The organism is Rhodococcus qingshengii JCM 15477 (assembly GCF_023221595.1).
Taxonomy (GTDB): Bacteria; Actinomycetota; Actinomycetes; order Mycobacteriales; family Mycobacteriaceae; genus Rhodococcus_F; species Rhodococcus_F qingshengii.
The window spans coordinates 2,927,402-2,945,998 of sequence record NZ_CP096563.1 but is presented as its reverse complement, the minus strand read 5'-3'; the positions used below and the strand labels follow the sequence as shown (position 1 = coordinate 2,945,998).

The window sequence follows — 18,597 nt, the reverse complement described above, 5'->3', positions numbered from 1 at the left end:
GAATTAGTCAAACCGTGCATTGTTTGCATAGAATGCAAACATGTTGGTCCGAATAGATCACGCCTCCACAACTCCACTCGCGGAGCAGATTGCAGCCGGGGTTCGTGGCTCGGTCATCCGCGGTGAGATCGGACCAGGTGACCGCCTGCCGTCCGCTCGCGCTCTCGCCGAGTCGATCGACGTCAATCTCCACACGGTTCTTCGTGCGTACGCAACACTGCGCGACGAAGGCCTGATCGACCTCCGACGCGGACGTGGCGCCGTCATTCGCGCCGAATTCGACTCGGGAAGAACAGCTCTCAACGAATCTGCGCGCGAGTTCGTACGGCAGGCCCGAAATCTCGGACTCGACACTGCGCACATGCTCGACCTCATCAAGGAGACCAGCACACAATGACGACCAGCAAGATCCGACTCTGGACAGCAGCTTCGCTGACTCTGATCCCGACCCTGATACTGGTTCTCGCACGCTTCGCGTGGGGTGACCGCCTACCCGAGACCGTCGCGAGCCATTGGTCCGGATCGACCCCGGACGGCTTCAGCACCACGACGACCTTTTTCTTCATCGCGCTGGCGATTTCACTGGTGGCAGTCGTTTGCGCGTGTGTCGTCGCGGCCCGTTCGAGCGACAACGCGCCCTTGTTTCTCGCCGTAACCTCGATCTCGAGTGCGACACTGGCGACGATCTGGATTCTGAGCGTCGCCCTGACGATCGACGCCGGGTCGCCGGAGGACGCGCGCATCGGCTGGTGGATTCTTGCGCCGATCGCGGCGGTACTCGTAGGAGTTCTGGCATACGCGCTGCCTGACCAGCAACGAAGCGGCCCGGAGTCGCCACTGCCGACCCCGACGCTCGACACTCCACTCACGGCCTCCGAACGTGCAGTGTGGGTCGGGCAGGTCCGCAGCATCTGGCCGTGGATCGTTACCGCCGGCCTCGTAGTTCTCGTGATCGCGACTGCCGCGTACTCGGATTGGTGGGTTGCCGTGATCCTGGGTGTGTCCACCTTCGCCGTCACAGCATTCGCGTCGGTCACCGTGCGCGTCGACCGTCACAGTGTCGGCATCAGTTCCTGGGGCGTTCGATGGAAGAAGATCCCCATCTCGAAGGTGAAGTCCGCATCAGTCGACGCGATACGTCCGGCCGAATGGGGCGGATGGGGTTACCGAATGACACCGCGCGGAACAGCCGTCACTCTCCGCTCGGGTGAGGCCATCGTGGTCACTCTCGAGAACGGACGACTGTTCGCCGTGACCGTCGATCACCCGGAAGACGGTGTGAAGCTGATCAATTCGTTGGTTCAGGCTGGTTGATTCACGAACAACGTCAATTCACGAACAACACGGCAGCGGCATTGCCGGCGAGGTAGAAGCCGGCAATGCCGAACACCCAACCCATCGCGCTGTCGCCGTGGCGTGAGATGAACGAGTCCACCCCGCTCAGCGGCTTGTCCAGTCGGTCGCCGGCCACGATCCGCCCGCACAACAGAAGCACTGCCGGAGTGGCCATGATCAGGCAGTATCCGGCAAGTATCGACGCAGACGTGACTGCGGACAGCCCAGCAGCGGTGATCATCGCGATCGCCGCCAAGTAGGGCAGCATCGTCACCAACTCGGCGGTCCCGGCAGCAATTGCCAGAAGTACAACACTTCTCGCGGAACTGCCCGAGCCGAGCACCCGCTCTCGCCAAACATGGGTTCGATCGGCCTGACCGGATGTGCGCCTCTTCTCGGAATCGAATCGAAAGCTCCACGCGAACAACGCGATACCGAGTATCAACTGCGCACCGCGGGCGGCGGGGGTTTCGAGCAGCGGGGCGACGACAGGCATACCTGCCCGTGCCGTCGTCCAGACTGCCACCCCGACAACAAAATAGAACGTCGTGATGACCACCAGATACGTCAGCAGCCTGCGAACCTGCGGTCGTCCCGGCATCAACAACATCCAGACCGGGACGACCAATGTTCCGATGCTCGTACTGTCCAGCAGGGCGAGCCCGCCCAGCGTGGTGAGCAGGACGAGTTCCACGTCAGTCGTTTCGGCGCTCGGGTATCGCTGTCTCCCTCGTTCGGACTGCATTCACGATGTCGAAGGCACCGATGATCGCGAGGATCACGCCGAGTGGTCCGCCGCGAAACCAGAAGAACTCGGCGTCACGCGCGAACAGCCACAGACAGCCGCCACCGACGACCAAGAGAATGCCGATCATCAACTCGAAGCGAATTTTCATACGTCGAGCCTGTCTTCTCTCTCGAATCCGCACATCAGCCATCGGAACAACGCCGACCTCATCATTTGGTATGACAAGTCAGGCGCCCCGATGTGCTCTGATAAGTCTGTGGTGACCAGAAGTCGGAGTGTCGGCAAGTGGAACGATCCGCTCATCGCCTTCGGCCTGTTCGCGATCGGGGTACTCCTCTACCTGGTCGGCCTGTACCAAATGTGGACCGATGTCGGAGGTGTCGCCGACGTTCCCGCCGGGGTTCGGATCGGGATGCTGGCTCTGCTGTGTGCGATCGACTCGTTCCGGCGGGTGCGTCCGGCAACGGCCTTGGCGGCGGGGGCCGTCATCGTCGCGGTCGACGCCGCCCTTGGCCCGACTCTGCCGATGTGGCTGGTCCTCTCGGATCTCACCTACGCCGCAGTTCTGTACGGGACGGCGCGGTTGGGCCGAGTGGTCTGTTCTCTGACCGCAGTGACGGTTGCCGCGCTCACAGCCCTCGTCTACCTGTCCGCCCAGGACGTCCGCGCTGCGGCTGGGGCAGGCGTCGTGACCGCTCTGTTCTTCGGTACGCCGGTGTGGTGGGCACTGGTCATCCGTCGACAAGTCGAACTGACCGAGGCCGAACGCGAGCGTTCCAGAGTCCACGAAGCACTCGCCGCTCTGGACCGCGAGGCCGCGGTCGCTCACGAACGAGCAACCATGGCGCGCGATCTGCACGACGTCATCGCAAGCCACCTCTCCGCCATCGCAATCCATTCGGAGGCGGCACTGTCCACCTCAGCTCTCTCCGGTGAACGGGGCCAACCCGACGACGGATTGAGGGAGATGATCGGAGCGATCAGATCGAGCAGTCTCGCGGGCCTTTCCGAGATGCGGTCGATGATCGAACTGCTCCACGCCGGGGACGACGAGACCCCGGACCCGCGTTCCTCTCCCCCGCGGCTGACCGAGTTGCCCGTCGTCCTGGACGCAGTTCGGGCAGCCGGCGCCGCCGTGCACGTTGCGATCGACATCGATACTGCCGACCTGCCGAGCGTGGTCGATCACACGGCGTACCGGATCACCCAGGAGGCGTTGACCAATGCGCTCAAGCATGCGCCTGGTGCACCGATCTCGATGTCGATCTCTCTCCAGCACAATGCATTACAGATCGAGATCCGAAACCCCGTCGGTCGCGACACATCCAGTTTTCGGGCGGGAACGCACGGACTTGCAAACATGCGTCACCGCGCCGAACTGCTGGGCGGTTCACTCGACGCACTTCCGGTCGACGGAGAATGGACGGTATGCGCACAGCTACCGGTCCCCGCGCCGAACGGAACGGATCAGTGATCACCGTCGCCCTGGTCGACGACCACGCCGCGATCCGGTCCGGACTCGCGATGATCCTGCGGCAGCACGACGACATCGATGTCGTTGCAGAAGCCGGTGACGGAGCGTCGGCGATCACCGTCACCCGCACGCATCAACCCGACGTCGTACTCATGGACGTCCGGATGCCAGGCACCGACGGCATCGAGGCGACGCGTCAGATCATCGGGACGACCCGCAGCCGGGTTCTGGTGTTGACCACCTTCGACCTCGACGAATACGTCTTCGCGGCCCTGCGCGCCGGTGCTTCGGGATTCCTGCTCAAGACTGCGACCGCGGACGAGCTGACCAGCGCTATCCGCAACGTCGCGGCCGGAGATGCAGTGCTCGCTCCTCGCGCGGCGCGTGCACTGATCGGCGAGTTCGTTCAGCGTGCACCCAAACCCACCGAACCGCTGGGATTGAGCGAGCTCACCGATCGTGAACGCGAGGTGCTCGCGCTGTTGGGGACGGGACTGTCCAATGCCGAACTGTCGCGTGAACTCGGTGTCGGTGCTCCGACGGTGAAGTCGCACGTGTCGCGAGTTCTGTCGAAGTTGCACCTCACCTCACGCGTCCAGGCGGCGATCCTTGCCTGCGAACTGGAGCTGTAGGTTCGGCCGAGGCTGACTACTCCAGTTATCCGCGAACCAGATCGACGAACATCTCGTGCACTCGACGGTCCCCGGTAACCTCGGGATGGAAAGAAGTGGCGATCACCGAGCCCTGCCGAACCGCGACGATCCGGCCCGCGGCCTCCCCCGCGGCGGCGGGAACCTGCGCAAGAACCTCTACGCCCGGTCCAACTCGCTCCACCCACGGCGCGCGGATGAAGACGGCGCGGATGGGATCTCCGATGATGCCCTCGAACTCCAGGTCGGACTCGAAAGAATCGACCTGTCTGCCGAAAGCGTTGCGGCGCACCGTCATGTCGATGGCGCCGAGATGTTCGGCGTCCGGCCGGGTGTCGAGTACCTCGCTCGCCAGCAGAATCATGCCGGCACACGAACCGTAGGCCGGCAGCCCCCCGCGAAGACGCTCACGAAGCGGATCCAACAGTTCGAACACCTGCAGAAGCCGGCTCATCGTGGTGGATTCGCCACCGGGGATCACGATGCCATCGACCTTGTCGAGTTCCTCCGGGCGCCGGATACCCACCGCATCCGCTCCCGAATCATCGAGTGCGGCAAGGTGTTCGCGAACATCACCTTGGAGGGCGAGTACACCGATCAACGGACGCGTCATCACACAGTTCCTGTCTTGTTCTCACGGCTGTTCTTGCTCTCATGGATGTCGGGTTCGCGTTCGAGACGCGTCAAACCCTCCTGAACCACCGCTGCCACCATGTTGCCATCGCGATCGTAGATACGCCCCTGAGTGAGCGCGCGACCAAAACCTGCCGACGGCGACGTCTGGTCGTAGAGCAACCACTCGTCGGCCCGGAACGGACGCAGGAACCACATCGCGTGATCGAGCGAAGCAGTCTGCGTCTTCACGCCGCGGTGCGGGACTTTGGAAGTTCCGAGCAGGGTCATGTCACTGAGGTACGCGAGGGTGCAGATGTGCAGCAGCGGACGATCCGGCAGAGCCTCGCGGTAGCGCATCCACACGCGTTGTTGCGCGGCGAGATCCGGCGCTGACGCGCTCTGCTCAGCGGGCACAATTCTGATGTCCCAGTTCTTCCACTCCTGATAGAACTGCGATTCAGCCAACTTCGGAACGGTCTGCGCATCCGGCAAGTCCTCCGGCGCCGGAACGGAGGGCATCCGGTCCTGGTGCTCGATACCTTCGTCGTCGACGTGGAACGAGGCCGACATCGTGAAGATCGTCTTGCCGTCCTGAACTGCATTCACCCGGCGGGTGCAGAACGAGCGCCCGTCGCGGATGCGGTCCACCAGGTAGACCGTCGGAATCTTCGGATTACCCGGGCGCAGGAAATATCCGTGCAACGAGTGCACGTGGTAGCTCTCGTCAACGGTGCTCACGGCAGAAACCAACGACTGCCCGGCAACCTGCCCGCCGAACGTCCGTTGAAGTGCGGTGGGATGGACCGCACCACGGAAGATGTCCTTCTCCAGGTGTTCGAGCGCGAGGATCTCCTCGATACCAACCATGAGTCCTCCGAAAACATAGACCGCCGCACTGGGCGCGATGACGGTTCACAATATCGCCTCGGCGAGCGGGCACGGCACCATGGTGGGCGTGAGTACATTCATCCCGTCCAGTCCCCTCGCCTTGGCCGAGCAGATTGCAACGCTGAGCGGATCGTTTCCGTCGGTGGCGGTAGTAGCGATCGACGGACCTGATTGTGCACAGCCGTCTCGGCTCGCGGAACTGGTCGGCACCGCCGTCGAGTCGCGCAACAGGCCGAGTGCTGTTGTGTCACTGCACGACTACGTGCGGCCGGCTTCGCTGCGATACGAGTTCGGCCACGAGGATGCGCTGAGTTACCGTACTATCTGGTTCGACTATCCGGCACTCGATCGTGAAGTGATCACCGCAGCCCGCACAAAACGGGCGTTCTTGCCGAAACTCTGGGACGAACCCACCGATCGATCGGCTCGGTCGACCCGTATCCCCGTCCATGAGCGCGCGGTCATCGTGATCGCCGGTCCGATGTTGCTCGGGCGCGGGCTGGAGTTCGACGTCAGCGTCCGCCTGGACATGAGCGAACCTGCCATGCGGCGGCACACACCGGAGGCAGATCTGTGGACCGTCGAGGCACTCCTCGAACACCGATCAGAAGTGTCCGAGGAGGTCGATTTCGAGGTCAGATACGACCATCCGGCCCGGCCTGCGGTGCGGTCTCGCCAGTGAAGGTCTCACTGCGATTGATCTCACGTCGGCCGACCTCACTTCGGGCGATACAGCCTGGTCAGACCCTCCTGGACGACTGCAGCAACCATATTTCCTCGGCTGTCGAAGATTCGTCCCTGCGTCAGGGCGCGACCGAAGCCCGCTGACGGCGACGTCTGGTCGTACAACAGCCACTCGTCGGCGCGGAACGGCCGCAGGAACCACATGGCGTGATCGAGCGAAGCGCTTTGCATGGCGACGTCCATGTGGGGGCCGCGAGAAGATCCGAGCAGCGTCATGTCGCTCATGTAGGCAAGCGTGCACACGTGAAATACCGGGTCGTCCGGGAGTGCCTCGCGGGAACGGAACCACACTTGCTGCTGCGCGGCAGCGCCCGGACGTTTGTCGATGTCGGCCTTCGGCACCATTCGAAGGTCCCAATCGGACCACTCACGCGCCAGCCACGCAGTCTCGGGATCCTCCGAATCCTGGGCGATGGCCAAGGTCTCGGGGTCAGGAACGGGTGGCATCTCGTCCTGGTGCTCGATGCCTTCGTCTTGGACGTGGAAGGACGCCGACATCGTGAAAATGGCTTGCCCGTCTTGAATTCCGGTGACCAAGCGGGTCGCGAACGATCGACCGTCCCGAACACGATCAACCAGAAAAACCGTCGGCTCCATCGGATTTCCCGGACGCAGGAAATATCCGTGCAACGAATGAACCGAGTAGGCCGGATCGACCGTGCGTACCGCCGACACCAATGCCTGTCCGGCGACCTGGCCGCCGAAAGTGCGGGTCAGGGTGGTCTCCGCGATGATTCCTCGAAAGATGTCCCGCTCGAGGCGTTCCAACTCCAGAATTTCTTCGATCCTCGCCATCGATGCTCCACATCTTCCCGTGTACCGACGTCTACCGACCTTCACACAATGCCTGACGCACCCCCGGCCACCAAAGTGGGCATCCGAAAACACTGAGCGACGGGGCGCATCGACTCAGAATGGCGGTGGATCGTCTCCGCCGTCGAAGGTCCTCCTCTGTGCCTTCTTCATCCGCCGGTGCATTCGTATCCGCTGCCGCCGGCGTTCCCCCCACACACGAGCGGCCTTGTTTTCCAGACGTGTGCGCCGACGCCGACCACCCTCGGGCAGTACAGGCTCGAGCATTCCCGCCAGCAGACCTGACGGCCTCGTTCGGTAGCAATGTCCGGTCGGCGAGGTCAGCATGACGCTGCGGTCCGGGTTCGAGGTGTGCACCCACTGACCGGAGTGCTTGAGGCGGTGATGGTTTCGACAATAGGCACTCAAGTTCGAGGCCACGGTCTTTCCACCACGAGTGGGATCGCGATGATCAAAGGGTTCAGTGTGATCGAGATCTGAATTCCATGCAGCGACATCGCAGTGCAACCACTGGCAGCTTCCTGCGATCACCCGCACCCAGGTGTCGAGGACAGCGCCGGGGCGGTACACGAACGCAGAAGGAACGACGGGCGAAGGTACTGGCTCGCCCTCACCGGCAGACTCGAGCGCGGCATCGGCTGGTACCTTCACCTTCCGAATCAGCGCACCCGCGGCGATGTCACGCGCATGCTCTGCACTGATCACTCCATAACCGTCGAGGTGAGCGGGTTCGTCTGCACCTGGTGCGTCACCGCCCTGAAGCGTTGATTCCAGCATGACCACGTGAACCAACGGCCGACGCACCACCACAATCCCGCTTCGATCTTGTGGGCACTCGTGCCGGCCGCAATCGCACGGCAGAATCGTCGATCCGGATACCAACGCTCCCAATGCGTCAGCTCGTCGTTGCTCGTACTTACGGGAATCGTGTCGACACACCGACATTGCCAACTCCCGCAACCGACGGTCGAAAGCCCGTGCTTCCTCCGCCGGAATACTCCCCAATATCCGCGCCATTCCGTCCTCGGCAGCGCTCACACCCACGAACCGATCAGCCAGGGCGCGGCGTCGACGTTCGCGTATCCCCTCGGGATCCACCACGGCGACGATCCGGTCGATAGCCGCTGTCAATCGGCGACCCGTCAAGCCGGTACCGCCAGGCATCGGGGGCGCCGAGATCTTCTCGAGGAGTTGCCGTTCCACCTCGTCGATCAAATCGTCGGCTACGTTGGCCGTAGCGGAGTCGATCAATCCGACTCGATACAGATCCAGTTCTCCGCGCGCCATGGCGGCACGCGTGCGATGGAGGCGAGTCTTGAGAGAAAAGCCGAGACCGATCAACTTTCCCGCTGCGGCACGGCCCATGGTCAATGCCGCGCCGAGCTCGGCCTCAGCCAGTTCGTGAGCGGTAGACGACCAAGCACCGTTATCAGTGTGGCCAGCGCTGCGACGCTCGAAAAACTCGGCAATGGCAGCCAGTTTCCGTTCCACGAGCATCGATTCGCGCGCATGCAGATCGGCGATGAGATCGATGAGGGCGCAGTCGGATTCAGCACCGGACAGCTGCGCTGCGGTACCCGAACTTCCTACTCCGTCATCGAACATTCCTCAACATTATTCGAATATACGTTCGATATCCATGCTTTCCAGGAATCAGTCCGAACAATCCTGATTGACCGAAAATTGTTGCGGAGCAACCTTTGCGGCCACTCGTGTTCCGGCAACGGATTCCCCTACTGAACCAGGGCGTTGATAATGCGGGCAGCTTCGGCCGGGTAGATAGGGCGGTCGGACCCACCACTCAATACCCAGTGGACTGGACTACCTTCGTCTAGGACTCGGAGTTGCACGTCGAGCGGAAACGCATCGATGTCAGCCGAGTCGACTCCAAAGACATGGACAATCTCATGCCCAGGTCGCCCCTCGAACTCGAAGATGTTCTCTACGACCTCGAGCAACTCGACGCTTCCCAACGTGACGCCGAGTTCCTCCGCGAACTCGCGCCGCAGCGCTGCCTCGGCCGTCTCACCGAACTCGATACCGCCACCGATCAATCGATGAAAGTTCTCCCCCGTGACAGAGTCCGTGCCGTCGAGTATGAGTATGTGACCGGAACGGACAGGTATCCCCAGTGAGATGTTACGAATTGACGACATACGACACAGTTTAGGTGGCCAACTCGAACACCATTTTGAATCCGACGACGGCGAATATCACCAAAAGTGATGGGGTGGGCGCAAATACGACTTGGACTTGCCGAGACTCCCGATGACAGACTCGAACACCATTCCCGGACAAAAGAACCCATTGAGGAACCGATGAACGACGCAAGTACCTGGACCGCACGACTCGCCGCACTCGACCTGACCCTCCCGCCTGTTGCCACCCCCGCAGGCTCATACCTCCCCGCCGTTCAGACGGGGTCATACGTCTACACGTCGGGGCAATTGCCGCTCGTCGACGGCACTACGACGTGCATCGGTAAGTTGGGCGAGGGCGTCTCCGTCGAAGACGCCGCCCAGGCGGCGCGGTTGTGCACTCTCAACGGACTCGCGGCAGTCGATGCCTTGGTCGGGCTCGATCGCATCGTTCGGGTCGTCAAGGTCGTTGGATTTGTTGCTTCCGGATCGGGATTTTCGCAGCAACCCCAGGTGATCAACGGTGCGTCCGACCTGCTGGCCGAGATCTTCGGTTCGGCTGGACAACACGCCCGCTCAGCGATCGGCGTCGCCGAACTACCCCGAAACAGTGCCGTCGAGGTCGAGTTCGTGTTCGAGGTATCGGACAGCATCTGATCGGTCTGCCACACCCCGAAGGGGCGGCGGTTGCCAACGCAACCGCCGCCCCTTCGTCTGTGAGGACTTTCAGGCACTGGGCCCGGTCGTCGAACCTGCTGTCACCAACCGCGCTCTGCGAGGCGGTGTCCGACAGGCAGGTCGTCGACGTTGATACCGACCATTGCCTCGCCGAGTCCGCGCGAGACCTTGGCGAGCACGTCCGGGTCGTCGTAGAACGTGGTGGCCTTGACGATGGCCTCGGCGCGCTGCTTCGGGTTGCCGGACTTGAAGATGCCCGATCCGACGAACACGCCCTCGGCGCCGAGCTGCATCATCATGGCAGCGTCTGCCGGGGTCGCGATGCCGCCCGCGGTGAACATGGTGACAGGCAGCTTGCCGGCCTTGGCGACCTCGACGACCAGTTCGTACGGGGCCTGCAGTTCCTTGGCGGCTACGTACAGTTCGTCCTCGCTCAGCGAGGTCAACCGGCGGATCTCGCCTCGGATGGTGCGCATGTGGGTGGTGGCGTTGGAGACGTCTCCGGTGCCTGCTTCACCCTTCGAGCGGATCATGGCCGCGCCTTCGTTGATGCGACGGAGCGCTTCACCGAGGTTGGTGGCGCCACAGACGAAGGGAGCGGTGAACTTCCACTTGTCGATGTGGTTGGCGTAGTCGGCCGGGGTCAGGACCTCGGACTCGTCGATGTAGTCGACGCCGAGGCTCTGCAGGATCTGCGCTTCGACGAAGTGACCGATGCGTGCCTTCGCCATGACGGGAATGCTGACGGTGGAGATGATGCTGTCGATCATGTCCGGGTCACTCATGCGCGAGACGCCGCCCTGTGCGCGAATGTCTGCGGGGACCCGCTCGAGTGCCATGACGGCAACGGCGCCGGCGTCTTCGGCGATCTTGGCCTGCTCAGCGGTGACCACGTCCATGATCACACCGCCCTTGAGCATTTCAGCCATGCCGCGCTTGACGCGGGCGGTGCCGATGGCGGTGGTGGGGGCAGAGTCGGGGGTGCTCACAGCAAACTCCTGCAGTAGTGGCGTGACGAAAGAAACAAGGCACGGCGAACACACGAGTTCATTCGCGCGGAGGCCTCTGGCCAGAACTCTAGGACTAACCGGCCTTCGATTCCGTATCCAATTTGCCATTGCTGGCCTTAAACTGCCCGCGAGAACTGAACGACCGAAGGATCAGCGGATGGAACGCACTTCCGGATCCTCGGTACCGTCCGCGATCGTCGCCGCTTCCACCAGGAGGTTTGCCAGATCCAACGGGTAGACCGGCTCACCGGACTTGGCCAATTGGCGGATCTCGTCGGCGCTGCACCAGCGATGGCCGGTGATGGCACGCTGCTCCAATTCCGTGTGGCCTTGGAAGACCGGCTCGAAGCCGTGAGTGCGCGTAGCGAAGAACAGCTCTTCCGAACGGATCAGCTCACCGTCGAACGGGAAAATTGCCACACGACGCCAGAGCGGACCTCGCAGATTCTCCGGAGCCACGACGAATCCGGTCTCCTCCTCGATCTCACGAACGGCAGCCGCCCGCAGGTGTTCGCCCCGTTCGAGCCCGCCGCCGACGGTGAACCAGAAGTAAGTGTTCGGGATCTTGGGATCGTGCCCGCGCAACAGCAGCACCCGATCGTCCTCGTCCAGCATCACCACGCGAGCAGAGGTCCGTGACGTATCCACGGTGATGCCCTCGGGCACCGCCGCCGCGGTCGTGCGCTCGGAGATCTCGAAATACTGAGGCAGCGGTGCCGTTCCACCGAGATGTAGCCAGCGAACAAGTCGACGCGTACGCAACGCGAGAGTGTCTCGCACCGCGTCGTTGTGGAACCGCCGGGCGATCAGCACGCGCGCCTCGGCATCGGCCAGTTCGGCGACCAGTTGAGGTCGCAGCGACGTCGTGCCATAGGCAGCAAGAGCATTGGACAGCCGGTTCTCGGCAAGCTCGCGATCCTGACGATCCGCACGTTCGGCGGCGTCCGCCAAGGTGACGTATCTGCGGGCGTCGTCGGCGCTCATGTCCACAGCCGCCGCGCGGACAACCGCGGCACGACGGGACAGAGCCGCATCGAGCGCCAACCACGACTGATCCGAACGCACATGCAGTCGATCGAGTCGGTTCGCCGTCCCGTACGCCCACAGTCCGACGACCAGGACGACGGCAGCGACGAGCCCGAGAATGAAGATTGTCAGAGCGGAGAAGGTCATGAACCCACCACGCGTACGCCGGTGCCGCCAACCGTGACGGTCTCGTAGACACGCAGGATCTGTTCGGCCACCACCGGCCAGTCGTATTCGGCAACAACACTTGTCGCGGTGTTGACCAGCGCGCGTCGTCGATCCGGGTCACCGAGAACGGAATCGATTGCCTCGGCCAAGGCATCGGAGTTCCCGATGGGGACCAGCAAGCCGGCCTGACCGTCGCGAAGAACACGGCGAAAAGCGTCCAACTCACTGGCCACGACGGCAGTGCCAGCCGCCATGGCCTCGACCAGCACGATCCCGAAGCTCTCACCGCCGAGATTGGGCGCGCAGTAGACGTCCGCACTGCGAAGCGCCGACGCTTTCTCCTCGTCACTGACCTGCCCGAGCAGGCGGAGATGCTTGAAGTACTTACCCGCCTCTTTGCGGAGTTTCTCCTCGTCGCCGCGTCCGACCACGATCACTTCGAGGTCCGGATGACGCTCGACCAACTCCGGCAGCGCACCGAGGAGGACGGCCATCCCCTTGCGCGGTTCGTCGTAGCGACCGAGGAACAGAATGGTTCCGCCCTCGCGCGGGTAGCCGGGCAACAGATCGGCCTCGGCAAACGCTGCGACATCGACGCCGTTGGGGATCTCGACCGCGTCGGATCCGAGAGACTCGACCTGCCAACGACGCGCCAACTCCGAGACTGCGATCCGGCCGCTGATCTTCTCGAGATACGGAGCCAAGACACCCTGAAACGTGCTCAGCACCAACGACTTCGTGGTCGACGTGTGGAAGGTGGCGACGATCGGGCCTTCCGCGATGCGCAACGCGAGCATGGACAGACTCGGCGCATTGGGTTCGTGGATATGTAGAACGTCGAAGTCACCTTCCGCGATGAACTTGCGGAGGCGGTTGTTCGCCGTCGGGCCGAAAGACAACCGCGCAACAGAACCGTTGTAGGGAATCGCGACGGCTTTACCTGCGGAAACCACAAAATCCGGCAACTCGTCGTCATCGGACGACGGCGCAAGCACACTCACTTTGTGACCACGTTCGATCAGCACCTCGGCCAGATCCACCACGTGCGCCTGGACGCCGCCGGGGACGTCGAAGGAGTACGGGCAGATCATGCCGATTTTCATTCACCCTCCATGCGGGCGAGCCGCGATTCGGAAAGGTCCGAGCGCCACAGCGGTTGAAGCATGTGCCAGTCAGCGGGGTGCGCTGCGATGTTGACCGCGAAACGGTCGGCAAGTGCTTGCGTGGCCGGGCCGACTCCGCCGGATACGTCGATCGGCGGGTCGATCTTGAAGCCCCATCCGTCGGGTGTGAACCAGCAGTGGACCGGTAGCAGCGGCGCGCCGGTGTCGATCGCGAGCTTCGCCGGGCCGGCGGGCATGCGAGTGGGTTCTCCGAAGAACGTGACGGGCACACCCTTCTTCGCCAGATCGCGCTCCCCCAACAGGCACACGATCTTGTTCTCGCGCAGATGCTTGGAGAGTTCGACGAACGGAGGATGCTCCCCGCCGCTGAGCGGGAAGATCTCGAAGCCGAGACTCTCGCGATAGTCGACGAACCGTTCGTACAGGGATTCGGGCTTGAGCCGCTCGGCAACGGAGGTCAACCCGCCCCACTGCTGAACGCACCACACGCCGGCCATGTCCCAATTACCGCTGTGAGGCAACGCCAATACCGCGCCATGACCTGCCGCCATTGCCTTTTCCAGATGTTCTTGGCCCTCGACCAGCGCATGCAGCGCCTTACCTGTCGCGACCAGGTCCATCGACGGAAGACGAAACGCCTCACGCCAATACCGGGCGTACGAGCGCATCGAATCCTTGATCAACTGATCCGGAACTTGCTCCGGCGTCGTGCCCAGAACTCTCGCGAGGTTCTTCCTGAGTTGTTCGGGTCCGCCCTTGCGTACCGCGAAATCCGCTCCGGCGTCGAACAGCTTGACCGCCACCGATTCCGGCAGGCTTCGCACCAGACGCCAACCCGCGGCGTATCCCAGATCTGTTGCACGCTCGGCAAAGCTCATTTCTCTGCCTCGCCGTCCGTGTCCGGCGCACCTTCGACCGTCGATGCGGCCGGGGCGATCGGCAGAAGTTCCCGAGCGCCAGGCGAATTGCGCACCGCGAGCACTCGTTGGAAGACCGTCACGATACTTCCGGCGGCAAGTACCCACATCGCGATGTGAATCGCCCACGGTAGACCCATACCTGTCAGGCCAGATCCGACCAACACGATGATCAGTCGGTCCGGGCGCTCGATCCACCCGCCGTCCGCAGTCAGCCCGCTCGCCTCCGCGCGCGCCTTCGCGTACGAGATGACCTGCGAGGTGACGAGGCAGATGAGCGTCGCGACGAGCAGCCACTTGCTGTTCTCGTGGTAAACCGCCCACCAGGCCAGGCCGGCAAAAATCGCGCCGTCGGCTACGCGGTCGCAGGTCGCGTCCAGTACCGCCCCGTACCGCGTTCCGCCGCCGCGAGCACGAGCCATTGCGCCGTCGAGCATGTCGAACATGACGAAGAACCAGATGAACATGGTTCCCCAGAACAGATGTCCGGACGGAAACAGCGTCACCGCACCGGCGACGCTTGCCACCGTGCCGATCACCGTCACCGAGTCCGGCGTCAGACCGGTCTTGACCAGCGCCTTCCCCATAGGTGCCGTCACCTTGGACACCGATGCGCGCCCGAAGAAGCTCAACACCGCAGGAACCCTCCCCGTCGTGAGTTCCGGTTCGGAACTCGTTGCAGCAATGCATCCTGCCATGAAGCCGGATGCGTCAACCTATTGTTGCCAGGCACCGGCGAGTAGTCCCCTGGTCTCCCGCAGCAATTGCGGCATCACCTTGACCCCACCGAGCACGGTGATGAAGTTGGCGTCGCCGCCCCAACGTGGCACTACGTGTTGGTGAAGGTGCTCGGACAGCGAACCGCCCGCAGCGGCACCGAGATTCAGGCCGACGTTGAATCCGTGAGGATTCGACACGCTCTTGATCACCCGCAACGCCTGCTGGGTGAACGCCATCAACTCGGCGCTCTCCTCCGGCGTCAGGTCTTCGAGTGCCGCGACCTTGCGGTACGGAACCACCATCAGGTGCCCCGGGTTGTACGGATACAGGTTCAGAACCGCATAGACATGCTCACCGCGGGCAACGATCAGTCCTTCTTCGTCCGACATCTTCGGAATGTCGATGAACGGTTCACCCGTCGTGCCCGGGGTGTTGGGCGCCTCGGTGATGTACGACATCCGATGCGGCGACCAAATGCGCTGCAAATGGTCAGGGTCACCGACGCCGTGGTCGATCAGCGAACCCGGACCGTCGTCACCGGGGGCGCTCACTGCGCCACGCTTGGCTGCACCAGTTCGGCTGTCGGCGAGGCGTTCTCGCGGCGGCCGATCCACTCGGTGATGATCCGGACGGCGTCGTCGACGGGAATGCCGTTGATCTGCGTGCCGTCACGGAAACGGAAGCTGACCGCGCCGGCCTCCACGTCACGCTCGCCCGCGAGGAGCATGAACGGGACCTTTTGCGTGGTGTGATTACGGATCTTCTTCTGCATACGGTCGTCACTGAAGTCGACCTCGGCGCGAACACCGGCTGCCTTGAGCTTCTTCGTGACGTCGAACAGGTGATCGGCGAAGGCCTCGGCCACCGGGATTCCGACAACCTGCACCGGCGCCAGCCACGCCGGGAACGCGCCCGCGTAGTGCTCGGTCAGGACACCGAAGAACCGCTCGATCGAGCCGAACAGCGCGCGGTGGATCATGACCGGACGAGTCTTGACGCCGTCGTTGCCGGTGTATTCGAGCTCGAACCGCTCGGGCAGGTTGAAGTCGAGCTGGATGGTCGACATCTGCCAGGTGCGGCCGAGGGCGTCCTTGACCTGGACGGAAATCTTGGGACCGTAGAAGGCGGCTCCGCCCGGATCCGGCACCAGAGTCAGGCCGGAAGCTTCGCCGACCTCGGCGAGGGTTGCAGTTGCCTCTTCCCAGACGTCGTCGCTACCGACGAATTTGTCCGGGTTCTTGGTGGACAGCTCGAGGTAGAAGTCGTCGAGGCCGTAGTCCTTGAGCAGGTTCAGCACGAACTGCAGCGTGGTGGTCAGCTCGTCGCGCATCTGCTCACGGGTGCAGTAGATGTGAGCGTCGTCCTGGGTCATGCCGCGCACGCGGGTCAGGCCGTGGATGACGCCGGACTTCTCGTAGCGGTAGACCGAGCCGAATTCGAAGAGCCGCAACGGCAATTCACGGTACGAGCGTCCGCGAGCACGGAAGATCAGGTTGTGCATCGGGCAGTTCATCGGCTTGAGGTAGTAGTCCTGGCCCGGCTTGCGCACGGTGCCGTCCTCGTTCAGTTCCTCGTCGACGTGCATCGCCGGGAACATTCCGTCGCGGTACCAGTCGAGGTGACCGGAAACCTCGTACAGATGCCCCTTGGTGATGTGCGGAGTGTTGACGAACTCGTAGCCCGCCTCGATGTGGCGGCTGCGCGAGTAGTTCTCCATCTCGGTGCGGATGATGCCGCCCTTGGGATGGAACACCGGCAGACCCGAACCGAGCTCGTCGGGGAAGCTGAAGAGGTCCAGTTCGGTACCGAGCTTGCGGTGATCACGACGCTCGGCCTCGGCGAGCAGTTCGAGGTATTCGTCCTGAGCCTCGGTGGACTCCCACGCGGTGCCGTAGACACGCTGAAGATCGGCGTTGTCCTGGTTGCCACGCCAGTAGGCGGCGGAGCTTCGGGTCAACTTGAAGGCCGGGATGTGCTTGGTGGTCGGAATGTGCGGGCCGCGGCACAGATCGGACCAGATCTTGTCGCCGGTACGAGGATCGAGATTGTCGTAGATGGTCAGCTCGTTGCCGCCCACCTCCATGATCTCGGGATCGTCGATACCGGACTTGTCGTCGATCAATTCGAGCTTGAAGGGCTCGTCGGCCAACTCGACCCGAGCGTCCTCGATCGAATCGACGACTCGACGCGAAAAGCGCTGTGATCCCTTGATGATCTGCTTCATACGCTTTTCGAGCTTGGCCAGATCCTCCGGAGTGAACGGGCGGTCCACCGCGAAGTCGTAGTAGAAGCCGTCCTTGATCGGCGGACCGATGCCGAGCTTCGCGTCGGGGAATTCTTTCTGAACCGCCTGCGCGAGGACGTGGGCCGCGGAGTGCCGGATGACGCTGCGGCCGTCTTCGGTGGATGCTGCCACCGGCTCGACGTCGACATCGACATCAGGTGTCCACGACAGATCCTTGAGCGTTCCCTCGCCATCGCGGACAACGACGATCACGTCGGGCCCCTTCGTGGGGTATCCGGCTTCGCGCACTGCAGTCCCGGCGGTCGTCCCCGCGGGCACCCGAAGTGGGGCGGCTGAGTGCTCTGGCGCGGGACTGGTCACGGCGATGTGCTCCTAAAGGTATTGCGACAAGTTAGACAGGCGTCGTACCCACTGCGAGCACGCGCACGATCATGTTATCGGCCCTACCGACATGGTGAGACAACCGAGTGAAGGAAACCGGGCCGCGTTCAACTCACAGCGGCGACTCGAGCCACGAGTAGTCCAGGCCCACCCATGTCCCGATCAGGCCGAAAGTGCCGAGCACCCACAAAGTCGCCAGGACGATCACTGTGGTGAACAGAACGCCCAACCCTTTGACGAACAGCGACTGCTTGCCGAACCATTCCATGAACCGGTCGTATCGAGCCTTCGCGAAATGAAGGAGTCGATGTGCCCACGCGAACTCCGACGCCAGGATGCCGAGGCCGGCGAAAACGATGAGCCAACCGGGCCCGGGGTACGGAATAGCCACGATGCCGGCGGCGAACACGATCGTGCCCACGACTCCGACGCCGATGCGGTACGCAAGATTGAGGGTGGGCCGCGCGGCGATTCCCGCGCGCCACCGCTCCCAGCGGGACTCTGCGTCCTGGAAGACGGACAGGTCTGAATCATCGACGGAAGAATCGACCTTTTCGGTACTCAAAGCAGTCACCTTTTCGGTCGCGAAATGTCTCTTCGACCAGGCTACCGAAATCGTCGCCCGGCGACCTGCGACGACGGTCTGCATGCCGAAACGACCGTGCCCTCGAACAGCTGTGCTCTCAAACAGCTGTGCTCTCAAACGACTGAAGGCGTCCCCGATGATCGGGAACGCCTTCAGTGTTTTTCTGTGGTCCCGGCTGGGATCGAACCAGCGACCTTCCGCGTGTGAAGCGGACGCTCTCCCACTGAGCCACGGGACCGTAAGTCATACGAACGCATGCGCTCGAACGAGTTGGAACATTAACACGGCTGCGCGATGAATACGAATCACCAGGTTGGCATTCGTTTTGCTCCAGGCC

21 protein-coding genes and 1 tRNA gene are annotated in these 18,597 nt (G+C 62.8%); 6 read left to right on the top strand and 16 right to left on the bottom strand.

The features are described 5' to 3' along the window. Positions 1-40 precede the first annotated feature (40 nt). Positions 41-397 (top strand): GntR family transcriptional regulator, encoded by a 357-nt coding sequence (locus M0639_RS13605; RefSeq protein WP_003943322.1) that lies wholly within the window; start codon positions 41-43, stop codon positions 395-397. Then, positions 394-1,314 carry a hypothetical protein gene (locus M0639_RS13600; RefSeq protein WP_058038731.1) on the top strand — a complete coding sequence of 307 codons (921 nt, stop codon included), beginning with the start codon at positions 394-396 and terminating at the stop codon, positions 1,312-1,314. Before M0639_RS13605 ends, M0639_RS13600 begins: the two co-directional genes overlap by 4 nt. 13 nt (positions 1,315-1,327) lie before the next feature. Here the strand turns inward: M0639_RS13600 and M0639_RS13595 are convergent, their stop codons facing one another. Further along, the gene (locus M0639_RS13595; protein ID WP_060938514.1) at positions 1,328-2,029 is read right to left on the bottom strand and encodes a GAP family protein; all 702 of its coding nucleotides are present in this window, start codon (positions 2,027-2,029) and stop codon (positions 1,328-1,330) included. Position 2,030: 1 nt separating this feature from the next. Next, on the bottom strand, positions 2,031-2,231 hold the full coding sequence (locus M0639_RS13590; RefSeq protein ID WP_003943331.1) for a hypothetical protein: 201 nt from the start codon (positions 2,229-2,231) through the stop codon (positions 2,031-2,033). 111 nt (positions 2,232-2,342) lie between these two features. Between M0639_RS13590 and M0639_RS13585 the strand changes: the two genes are divergently transcribed. Then, positions 2,343-3,557: a sensor histidine kinase gene (locus M0639_RS13585; protein WP_223304454.1), complete on the top strand. Its 1,215-nt coding sequence runs from the start codon at positions 2,343-2,345 to the stop codon at positions 3,555-3,557. Then, entirely contained in the window at positions 3,512-4,189 is a 678-nt protein-coding gene (locus M0639_RS13580) for a response regulator (protein ID WP_054782270.1), read from the top strand. The genes M0639_RS13585 and M0639_RS13580 overlap by 46 nt, the downstream gene beginning before the upstream one ends. Before the next feature lie 25 nt (positions 4,190-4,214). Here M0639_RS13580 and pdxT read toward each other — a convergent pair whose 3' ends face one another. Both pdxT and tesB read right to left on the bottom strand, forming a co-directional pair. Beyond that, the gene (pdxT, locus tag M0639_RS13575) at positions 4,215-4,820 is read right to left on the bottom strand and encodes a pyridoxal 5'-phosphate synthase glutaminase subunit PdxT (RefSeq protein WP_047269319.1); all 606 of its coding nucleotides are present in this window, start codon (positions 4,818-4,820) and stop codon (positions 4,215-4,217) included. Further along, entirely contained in the window at positions 4,820-5,689 is an 870-nt protein-coding gene (gene tesB / locus M0639_RS13570; RefSeq protein WP_064075369.1) for an acyl-CoA thioesterase II, read from the bottom strand. Before tesB ends, pdxT begins: the two co-directional genes overlap by 1 nt. Positions 5,690-5,768: 79 nt before the next feature. Here tesB and M0639_RS13565 point away from each other — a divergent pair, with 79 nt between their 5' ends. Then, on the top strand, positions 5,769-6,392 hold the full coding sequence (locus M0639_RS13565) for a nucleoside/nucleotide kinase family protein (protein WP_003943324.1): 624 nt from the start codon (positions 5,769-5,771) through the stop codon (positions 6,390-6,392). A gap of 35 nt (positions 6,393-6,427) precedes the next feature. Here M0639_RS13565 and M0639_RS13560 read toward each other — a convergent pair whose 3' ends face one another. The 3 genes from M0639_RS13560 to M0639_RS13550 form a co-directional block, all read right to left on the bottom strand. Further along, a complete protein-coding gene (locus M0639_RS13560; protein WP_003943337.1) occupies positions 6,428-7,249 on the bottom strand; it encodes an acyl-CoA thioesterase in 822 nt (273 codons plus the stop codon). 114 nt (positions 7,250-7,363) lie between these two features. Then, a complete protein-coding gene (locus tag M0639_RS13555; RefSeq protein WP_064075370.1) occupies positions 7,364-8,872 on the bottom strand; it encodes an HNH endonuclease signature motif containing protein in 1,509 nt (502 codons plus the stop codon). Positions 8,873-9,000: 128 nt separating this feature from the next. Then, positions 9,001-9,423, bottom strand: coding sequence for an NUDIX domain-containing protein (locus M0639_RS13550; RefSeq protein ID WP_030536863.1), 423 nt, complete (start codon positions 9,421-9,423; stop codon positions 9,001-9,003). A 162-nt stretch (positions 9,424-9,585) separates the two neighbouring features. Between M0639_RS13550 and M0639_RS13545 the strand changes: the two genes are divergently transcribed. Further along, complete coding sequence (locus M0639_RS13545; RefSeq protein ID WP_050656607.1) at positions 9,586-10,062, top strand: RidA family protein; 477 nt, start codon at positions 9,586-9,588, stop codon at positions 10,060-10,062. A 101-nt stretch (positions 10,063-10,163) separates the two neighbouring features. Here the strand turns inward: M0639_RS13545 and pdxS are convergent, their stop codons facing one another. The 9 genes from pdxS to M0639_RS13500 form a co-directional block, all read right to left on the bottom strand. Further along, positions 10,164-11,072, bottom strand: a complete 909-nt coding sequence (gene pdxS, locus M0639_RS13540) for a pyridoxal 5'-phosphate synthase lyase subunit PdxS (RefSeq protein WP_003943338.1) — start codon at positions 11,070-11,072, stop codon at positions 10,164-10,166. Positions 11,073-11,243: 171 nt separating this feature from the next. Next, a complete protein-coding gene (locus M0639_RS13535; protein WP_064075371.1) occupies positions 11,244-12,266 on the bottom strand; it encodes an NUDIX hydrolase in 1,023 nt (340 codons plus the stop codon). Beyond that, a complete protein-coding gene (locus M0639_RS13530; RefSeq protein ID WP_003943332.1) occupies positions 12,263-13,390 on the bottom strand; it encodes a glycosyltransferase family 4 protein in 1,128 nt (375 codons plus the stop codon). The genes M0639_RS13535 and M0639_RS13530 overlap by 4 nt, the downstream gene beginning before the upstream one ends. After that, positions 13,387-14,289 carry a phosphatidylinositol mannoside acyltransferase gene (locus M0639_RS13525; RefSeq protein ID WP_030536867.1) on the bottom strand — a complete coding sequence of 301 codons (903 nt, stop codon included), beginning with the start codon at positions 14,287-14,289 and terminating at the stop codon, positions 13,387-13,389. The genes M0639_RS13530 and M0639_RS13525 overlap by 4 nt, the downstream gene beginning before the upstream one ends. Continuing rightward, the gene (gene pgsA, locus M0639_RS13520; RefSeq protein ID WP_007732918.1) at positions 14,286-14,963 is read right to left on the bottom strand and encodes a phosphatidylinositol phosphate synthase; all 678 of its coding nucleotides are present in this window, start codon (positions 14,961-14,963) and stop codon (positions 14,286-14,288) included. Before pgsA ends, M0639_RS13525 begins: the two co-directional genes overlap by 4 nt. An 81-nt stretch (positions 14,964-15,044) precedes the next feature. Then, positions 15,045-15,599, bottom strand: a complete 555-nt coding sequence (locus M0639_RS13515) for an ATP adenylyltransferase (RefSeq protein ID WP_003943307.1) — start codon at positions 15,597-15,599, stop codon at positions 15,045-15,047. Beyond that, complete coding sequence (gene thrS, locus M0639_RS13510; protein ID WP_063316453.1) at positions 15,596-17,653, bottom strand: threonine--tRNA ligase; 2,058 nt, start codon at positions 17,651-17,653, stop codon at positions 15,596-15,598. Before thrS ends, M0639_RS13515 begins: the two co-directional genes overlap by 4 nt. A 133-nt stretch (positions 17,654-17,786) precedes the next feature. Next, positions 17,787-18,239: a TIGR02611 family protein gene (locus M0639_RS13505; protein ID WP_030536868.1), complete on the bottom strand. Its 453-nt coding sequence runs from the start codon at positions 18,237-18,239 to the stop codon at positions 17,787-17,789. A gap of 187 nt (positions 18,240-18,426) precedes the next feature. After that, positions 18,427-18,498, bottom strand: a tRNA-Val gene (locus tag M0639_RS13500). Positions 18,499-18,597 lie beyond the last annotated feature (99 nt).